Origin of the sequence: Massilia sp. X63 (genome assembly GCF_041023745.1) — a bacterium.
Taxonomy (GTDB): Bacteria; Pseudomonadota; Gammaproteobacteria; order Burkholderiales; family Burkholderiaceae_D; genus Telluria.
This window is the reverse complement of record NZ_JBFTEF010000032.1, coordinates 1-7506: the sequence shown is the minus strand read 5'-3', so window position 1 is coordinate 7506 and position 7506 is coordinate 1. Positions and strand designations below refer to the sequence as shown.

General features: G+C 66.8%; 6 protein-coding genes and 1 rRNA gene. 2 read left to right on the top strand and 5 right to left on the bottom strand.

Features of this window, described 5'->3' with window-relative positions:
• Positions 1-521 precede the first annotated feature (521 nt).
• Positions 522-2636: a TonB-dependent receptor family protein gene (locus AB3347_RS25745; RefSeq protein ID WP_369094505.1), complete on the top strand. Its 2115-nt coding sequence runs from the start codon at positions 522-524 to the stop codon at positions 2634-2636.
• On the opposite strand, the gene AB3347_RS25740 is transcribed toward AB3347_RS25745, so the two are convergent.
• The 4 genes from AB3347_RS25740 to AB3347_RS25725 form a co-directional block, all read right to left on the bottom strand.
• On the bottom strand, positions 2633-4114 hold the full coding sequence (locus AB3347_RS25740; RefSeq protein ID WP_369094504.1) for a DUF3482 domain-containing protein: 1482 nt from the start codon (positions 4112-4114) through the stop codon (positions 2633-2635). The genes AB3347_RS25745 and AB3347_RS25740 overlap by 4 nt on opposite strands.
• Entirely contained in the window at positions 4111-5604 is a 1494-nt protein-coding gene (locus AB3347_RS25735; RefSeq protein WP_369094503.1) for a DUF2868 domain-containing protein, read from the bottom strand. Before AB3347_RS25735 ends, AB3347_RS25740 begins: the two co-directional genes overlap by 4 nt.
• A 146-nt stretch (positions 5605-5750) precedes the next feature.
• Positions 5751-6194 (bottom strand): hypothetical protein, encoded by a 444-nt coding sequence (locus tag AB3347_RS25730; RefSeq protein WP_369094502.1) that lies wholly within the window; start codon positions 6192-6194, stop codon positions 5751-5753.
• 209 nt (positions 6195-6403) lie between these two features.
• On the bottom strand, positions 6404-6850 hold the full coding sequence (locus AB3347_RS25725) for a hypothetical protein (RefSeq protein WP_369094501.1): 447 nt from the start codon (positions 6848-6850) through the stop codon (positions 6404-6406).
• A 92-nt stretch (positions 6851-6942) separates the two neighbouring features.
• On the opposite strand from AB3347_RS25725, the gene AB3347_RS25720 reads away from it, so the two are divergent.
• Positions 6943-7260: a M28 family peptidase gene (locus AB3347_RS25720; protein ID WP_369094500.1), complete on the top strand. Its 318-nt coding sequence runs from the start codon at positions 6943-6945 to the stop codon at positions 7258-7260.
• 127 nt (positions 7261-7387) lie between these two features.
• Here AB3347_RS25720 and rrf read toward each other — a convergent pair.
• Positions 7388-7500, bottom strand: a 5S ribosomal RNA gene (rrf, locus tag AB3347_RS25715).
• Between the last annotated feature and the right edge of the window lie 6 nt (positions 7501-7506).

The following is a 7506-nucleotide window of genomic DNA, read 5'->3' as shown; positions in this document are numbered from 1 at the left end:
TCATCCGCTATCGCTAGCGGAGTCGCTCACTCAAAATACTGACGAAACCTTCTTTCGAAGATTTACGTTTATTTCTTGTGAACATTTGATAATTTAAGTATGCAGCTGACCTAAGCCAGCCGGCACCCTCATCAAACGCCCACACTTATCGACTGTTGATTGTTAAAGAACTCTTGTTCTGTACTACCTTGCTGCCTGGTTACGAAGCGTTGTGTTCGTCAGCAGCAGAGAAGTGAGATTATGCAGTGTTTCGCGTTTCTCGTCAACCCCTCGTTCGCTTCGCTTCAGATTCCTCTGTGGAACTTGTCAACTTAACCAACTGATTTCGTTGAGCTTTTTCGTTCCGCGCTTTGCAGCGCTCCCGAAGCGGAGGCGAACTATAGCAAACGTTTTCGGCGTCCGCAAGTCCCCTTTGGAAAAGTATCGCTGGAACGGTGCATGCAGTCTTTTGCGATGGCGGGTATATTCCCTGCCGAAACCAGTCCCGCTCCTGCGGGTTTGACGAAGCCATTGGAGAACAAGTGAAGCCAGACCTCTTCCGCCGCAAGGCCATCGCCGCAGCATGCATGTGCCTGCCGCTTTATGCCGCGGCCCAGGAAGTACGCGGCCCGCTCAATGTGGTGGTGGTCACCGGTGCGCGGTCCGAGCACAGCAGTTTCGACCTGCCCGCCGCGATCGACGTCGTCGATGCGGGGCAGATTCGCGATACCCAGCCGCGCGTGAACGCCTCCGAGGCCCTGGCCGCGGTGCCAGGCATGGTGGCGCGCGACCGCCAGAACTATGCGCAAGACCTGCAGATCTCCTCGCGCGGCTTCGGCGCCCGCTCGGCCTTCGGCGTGCGCGGCGTGCGCCTGGTCGCGGACGGCATTCCGGCCACCATGCCCGATGGCCAGGGCCAGGCAGCCACCTTCAACCTCGACATGGCCGAGCGCATCGAAGTACTGCGCGGCCCCTTCTCCGCCCTGTACGGCAACCACTCCGGCGGCGTGATCCAGTTGTTCACGCGCGATCCGAAGGGACCGCTGGCGGTCGAAACCAGCTTTTCCGCCGGCAGCTATGGGATGCGCAAGCTGGACGTGAATGCCCAGGGCCGCAGCGGCAAGCTGGGCTACCTGCTGGACGCCTCGCGCTTCGAGACCGACGGCTACCGTGCGCACAGCGCCGCCGCCCGCGACCAGGCCTATGCCAAGCTGGTGACCGAGCCGACGCGCGACAGCCGCCTGGTCCTGACCGCGAGCGGCCTGCGCCAGGACGACACCCAGGATCCGCTCGGCGTCACCTGGGCTACCTACCAGCGCGACCCGCGCGCCGGCGAAATCGACAGCACCGATACCCAGTCGCCCCAGCGCACCCTGGCCGACCGCTACAACACGCGCAAGAGCATCGACCATCAGCAATTCGGCCTGACCTGGGAACAGCACTTCGGCGCCGATCGCCTGTTGTTGACCGCCTATGGCGGCAACCGCCGGGTCGTCCAGTACCAGTCGTTCTCGCGCGGCTTCCAGGCGCCGCCTACCCACTCCGGCGGTGTGGTCGATTTCGACCGCGACTTCCACGGCATCGACGCCAACTGGCGCGCGGTGCGCGAACTGGCCGGCGGCACGCTGCGCGCGACCGTCGGCCTGGAACTGGCGCGCTCGGTGGATGCGCGCCAGGGCTTCGAGAACTTCGTCGGCAATACCTTTGGTGTGAAGGGCAATCTGCGGCGCGACGAACGGAACGAGGTGCGCAGCGTTGATCCCTATGCCCAGCTGGAATGGGAACGCGGTGCCTGGGTCCTGACCGGCGGCGTGCGCCGCAGCCGCGTGCGTTTCGAGGTCAGCGACCGCTACCTGGCCAACGGCGACGACAGCGGCAGCGTCGATTACCGCCACACGGCGCCGCTGGTGGGCGTGCTGTACAAGGTATCGCCTTCGCTGAACGTGTATGCCAGCGCCGCGCGCGGCTTCGAAACACCCACCCTGAACGAAGTGTTCTATTCGGGCACGGGCGGCGGCTTCAACTTCCGCCTCGCGCCGGCGATCGGCAAGCACCTCGAGGCTGGCGTCAAGGCGATGCTCAAGCCGGGAGTGCGGGTCAACGCCGCCGTGTTCCAGGTCCGCACGCAGGGCGAACTGGTGGTCGACAGCTCCTCGGGCGGCCGCACCAGTTACCGCAATGCCAGCGCCACCCTGCGCCAGGGCGGAGAGCTGTCGCTCGATGCGCAGTTGGGCGCCGGCTGGAACGCGCGCCTGGCCGTGAGCGCGCTGCGCGCCATTTATGACGAGGGCTTCGGCGCCGTCGCGAAGGGCAGCCGACTGCCGGGCATCCCGAAGACCAGCCTGTACGGAGAACTGGGCTGGACGGAGCAGTCCGGGCGCTTCGGCGCGGCGCTCGAAACCATCGCCAACGGCCGCGTCTATGCGGAAGACACCAATACCGCCACCCCGGCGCCCGGCTATGCCATCGTCAACGCGCGCGTGCAGGCCAGCCAGCAGCTGGGCGGCTGGAAGCTCAAGCAGTTCGCGCGCCTGAACAACCTGTTCGACCGGACCTATGTCGGCTCGGTGATCGTGGGCGACGCCAACCGCCGCTATTACGAAGCGGCGCCGGGACGCAACTGGATCGTGGGCGCGAGCGCGCAGTACCAGTTCTAGGCCGTCTTGGCCTCCGCCGGCGCGGGTAGCGCGACGCCGGGATAGAGCCTGGCCAGCGTGGCGTCGGTGACCGGCCGCAGCACGGCTTGTACCAGTGCGGCCGCCGCCGCGTCGTCCGCTGCGGTGCGTACCGATTGCCACAGGTCCGGATGGCTGGCGGCACGCTCGCCCAGCGCCCGCTCGACTTCGAGCTGCCAGAAGGCCGGCGCCTCGCCCTCGACCCAGTTGCCGCGCCCGCGCCCGAAATGCGCCACCGCCAGGTAGCGCAGCACCGCGCTGCTCAGGAGCGACTGCAGGAAGGGATCGGCGAACTGCACGCTCGGCTTGTTGCGGTCGAGCCGCTGGTTGAATCCCCAGGCCGCCCCAGCCATCGTCAGCCCGCCGACCAGCGCGCCCAGCAGGGCGCCGGCGCCCATGGTCAGTCCGCCGGCCATCAGGTCGGCCGACAGGCCGGTGGCGGCGCCCGACACCACCGCGCCGAGCAGGCCGGCCTGCGCCTTGTCGACCGGCGCGCGCACCGCGAAGTTGTCGCGCACCCGTGCATTGATCGCCAGCGCCTGGCCCGGATCGATCCGGTACAGGGCCAGCATGCGCGCGGTCGCGCCGTTGATGCGGTCGTTCAGGCGCTCGACCAGCGCCGCCATCGCCAGCTCCTGCCGCCGCTGTTCGTCCTTGCCCAGGCCGACCGCCTTGAGCGCGCTGCGCAGCATGCTGCGCCCTTCGTCCGGGATCGCTTCGACGTCGCGGGCGGCGGCGGCGAGCAGCTCCGCCGAGACCCGCAGGGCACTCTCGTAACGCTGCCGGTTGGCGGCGGACCAGGCCTCGAGCAGGCGTGCATAGCCGGGCCGCTTGCCCTCGTCGAGCAGTCTTCCGATCGCCTCGTAGAACACGTGTTCGTGCACCCAGCAACGGGCGAAGGCGTCGAGCGGCAGCACGTCCTTCACCACCGGGAACTGGGCCAGGTGCTGCCGCCAGCGTGCCTGCTCGTTCGACTCGTCGGCGCCGGGGCGCGGCGGTCCCATCTGGTTGAGCAACACGGCGACCGGCTTGCCGAGCCACTCGAGGATCTTCATCTCGGACGGCAGGTAGCCGGCGTCCTGCGGCGACTCGGACGAGTTGACCAGGTAGAGGATCACGTCGGCTTCTTCCTTGGCCGCGCGCAGCGCCTGCTGGCTGAGCCAGAACGGGCGGTCGCGGTAGCGGTCGAAGACTTCGCGCAGGAACCAGCCGATCGGGTTGCCCGCGATCGACAGGCGCTTCAGCAGGCGCACCGAATCGCCGAAGCCCGGCGTGTCCCACAGCACGAGCGCGTCGCCCGCTGCGCTTTGCTGCAGCAGGTGCGCTTCGGCGAACTGGGTGACGTGGGCGGCGTCGCGCACTTCGCCCACGTCCATCCCGACCAGGGTGCGGGCCAGCGTCGTCTTGCCGTTGTTGGTGTGCGAGACGAGCGCGAACTGGATTTTTACCGGCTCGTTCATCGCAGCTCCGGCAGGGTGAGCCCGGCGCCCAGTTCGAGCGGGTACTTGTCGGGCTGGAGCAGGTTCACGAAGGTGGCCGAGGTGCCGTGGAAGCTGCAGAACTGGCGCCATAGCGCGCTGCGTTCGGCAACCCGCGTGGCATTGCCCTGCCCTTCGCCGGCGCGTTCGAGCAGCGGGGATTCGTCCACCAGCACGGCGACGCCGCGGCGCAGGTGCTTGCTCAGGTAGTCGAGGAAGGCGCCGTGGTTTTCCTTCTCGGGCGTGGCCGCAAGGCTGAACAGGACGGCCGTGACGGTGACGCCCGCCTCGTCGAGCGCGGTATCGCGCAGCGCCTCCTTCGGCTCGACGCCGTAGGCGGCCGTCGGCCGCAACTGGACGCGCGCCTGCGCACCGAAGGCGCCGGCGGCGATCGCCCACAAGCCGCGGTCGCGCGCCTCGTCGAGCGTGTAGCTGTAGGGCAGTACGCGCAGCAGGGCCGGGGTGCCGGCGCCGATGCTGTCGGCCAGCTTGCGGTAATACGGCTGGTCGAGGTCGAGCGGGAAGTGGCGGGCCAGGCGGCGCGCGCGCCATCCCGCCAGCGCGGCCAGCAGCAGGCGCGGCAGCACGACGAGCAGCAGCAAGGTGGCGCCGTACAGGTGCACCCAGCGCTCGCCGCTGGCGGCAGTGACGGTGCGGCCGAAGCGCAGCTGCTCGATCTCGGCCAGCGAGAAGCCCTGCAGGAAGGGAAACACGTTCATCGCCGGCATGAACAGCCAGGACAGCAGGGTGTGCACCTGGCGGCCGTCGAGGAAGGTGCTCTCCCAGCCGACCACGTACTGGGTCAGCAGGCCGCGCGCATACAGCGAAGCGATGGCGCCGAGCGCGAAACAGGCGGCAGACAGATGGATAGTGCGGCTCAGACGCGCGCGGGTGAGCGGTGCGCTCAGCGCAGTCCATTCGCCCATGAAGACGGAAAGCCCCTCTGCCATGGGCTTGGGCAGCTTGCGCGGCATGACCGCCTTGCCGACGCTCAGGCGGCGCAGCAGGTTCGGCCCTGCCCAGCCATGGCGTTTGCCGGGCGCCATGGCCGACATCAGCGCCCACACCAGCATGCCGAGGTAGACCAGCAGGTTCCAGCCGATGATCAGGAGGAAGGGCGCGGACAGCAGGTCGACCCGGTGCGGGTCGGCGATGCGGTCGAGGACCGCGCCGGAGATCAAAGCCAGGAAAGGCAGGGCCAGCCACACGCCGCCCAGGCCCAGCCTGCGCCTGGCAAAGGCGCCGAAGGCCGGCGAGCGTTCGCCCAGGCGCTTGAGGATCTGCTCGGCGCGCTGCTGCAGGAAGTGATGCTGGGTGACTGCGGTCTTGCTGTCCGCGGCCTGCCAGGCTGCGAGCTCCTTGGCGCTGCGGCTGGCGTATTTGCGGTCGTCGTCGCTCAACACTTCGTGGTTGACGTCGGCGGACTCGATGGCGCGCACAAGCACGACATTGCGTGCGACCTGTTCGTTCATGCTTCTCCTGTCATGGTTGAAATGGCAAGGCTGACAGGTGCATTGTGCCCCAGTTTGCGCAAAGGGTCAGTTTCCGCGCTTGCGACGGCCCGCCCGGGCGTAAAAAAACCCGGGAATCCCGGGTCGGCAATGTCTTGCGCCGGCGTTCAGCTGCCGGGATTCTTCTTGTTCGGCTTGCTGCCGAAGTCGGACGGAGGCTGGTCCGGCCGGCCTTGCAATCCTTTCGCGCCGCCCATGCCGGAATCCGACTGCCGGGAGCCGGCGTGCTGGTATTGCTCGATGCCGCCCTGGCCGGATTGCTGGGCTTCACCCATGCGATTCTGTTCAGCCTGCGCCTGCATCCGTTGGCCGCGCTGGCGTGCGCTCCAGCCCTGGTGGACCGAACCCGCGCCGCCGCGCTGCCCGCGGCCGTTCGTATCGGACTGCTGGGAGCCGATACGGGCCATCGGGAAAGGCGATTCCGGGCCGCCGCGCATCACCGCGCCGGGCGCCCGTGTCTGCATGCTGCCTTCGGCAACCGCCACACCTTTCGGCTTGTGGATACCGCGCGAACGCTTGTCTCCACCCAGGCTCTTTTCTTTCGATTTCATGATTCCTCCTTCGCGTCGCTGAACCGATGGACCGATCATGCGCGCCGAAACAGAAGCGCTGTATAGGAGAAGACTCCGAGCAGTTGTAGGATTCACCGTAGGGTTATCGTTCAGCTAGCCAGAGGGAGACGTCAGGCTTTTGCTGTACGCCAGCCGGGGCCTGTTCCCAGTACCTTGAGGCTCGGCAAACGGCAGAGCAACCTGGACTGCTAGGATTTTCCGTCTGCCATGCCAGGAGGAATACCATGGGGTCCGGCCTGCTCAAGCTCTGCGTGTTTGCCACTGTGTGCCTCAGCCTGGCTGCGAACGCCGGCCCGTCGCCCAGGAAAAAGGCCTGGATCACGATGGGCGACGCGGCCTTCCGGCAAGCCAAGGCGGTGGCGCCCGAGCTGGTGTCGGTCGAGCGCCGACAGTTGCGCGTGGGAGACGTGTCGGAAAAAGTCCACGCCATCGTGTTGGACGAAGCCAGGCTGGCCACGGTCAGCGGGGCGATCCACCAGCGTCTGGGGCAATGCGGGGGTTTCATGTACCACGCCAGCCAGGGTGAGGCGCGTGCCGCCCTTGAACAGCGACGCCTGCTGCCGGAGCCGCGCCAGTACGAGATCCGGCAACGCGAGCTCGTCGAACCGTTGTTGGCGAGCATGCAGGAAAGCCATATCGCATCGACGATCCCGGCCTTGAGCGGCTTCGCCAACCGCTACTACACAAGCCGCTCGGGCGTCGACGCCTCGAACTGGCTGCTGTCGACATGGCGCGAGCTGGCGGCCGGGCCCGACGACATCGCGGTAGTCCAGGTCACGCATCCCGCCTGGCTCGGCTGGCCGGCGCCTATCTTCCGAGTGTCAAGGTGGGGACCGACAAGTGCGGTTACGCCTGTTCGGACCACGCCAGCTGGCACGCCCAGGGTTACCCCGTATCGATGCCCTTCGAGTCCTCGTCTGCGCGCGATAATCCGTACATTCACACGGCCAAGGATACCTTGGAGAACTCGGGCGGTCAGACTACGCATGCACTGAAGTTCGCCCGCCTGGCCGCCGCTTATCTGGTGGAGCTGTCGAGCCAATAGGAGACGGGTCGTACCCCCGTCGCCCGGCGCAGGGCGAGGACCCGCAATGCGGATTCGAGCGGTGGGGATTGCGTGCAAACGCAAAAAAGCCCATCCAGATCACTGGATGGGCTTTTTCTTATAACTAGCCTGACGATAACCTACTTTCACACTGGTTGCAGCACTATCATCGGCGCAAAGTCGTTTCACGGTCCTGTTCGGGATGGGAAGGGGTGGGACCGACTTGCTATGGTCATCAGGCTTTGA